This window comes from Nostoc sp. 2RC, assembly GCF_014222165.1.
GTDB classification, from domain to species: domain Bacteria; phylum Cyanobacteriota; class Cyanobacteriia; order Cyanobacteriales; family Nostocaceae; genus Nostoc; species Nostoc linckia.
In genome coordinates, this window is the sequence record NZ_JACKZU010000833.1 from 1 (window position 1) to 274 (window position 274).

Here is a 274-nt window from a genome sequence, read left to right on the forward strand (position 1 = left end):
ATATCTGCTGTGTTTGGCTTACTTACTGCATGATCACCAATTTCAGCAGTGCCACCTTTTTGTACCAGTTGTTCCAAATGCTCATGTAGCCATTGAAAAACTGGCTCAGTTTCCGACATCAAAGTATTAGCAACTTCTTCCGATAAACCGAACGGCCCGCTTAACTGTTCTAATAGCGCCTTTAGGGTATCAGAAACCCCAAGAAATAAGGACTCTAGTTTTTGGTCAACCTGAACCGGATTGTCTTTAAGAATTTTGAAACAATCTTCTAAAC

General features: G+C 40.5%; 1 protein-coding gene. It reads right to left on the reverse strand.

The annotated features are described in order from the left end of the window. A partial coding sequence (locus tag GNE10_RS35165) for a hypothetical protein (RefSeq protein ID WP_185570586.1) occupies positions 1-274 on the reverse strand: 274 nt, incomplete at both ends.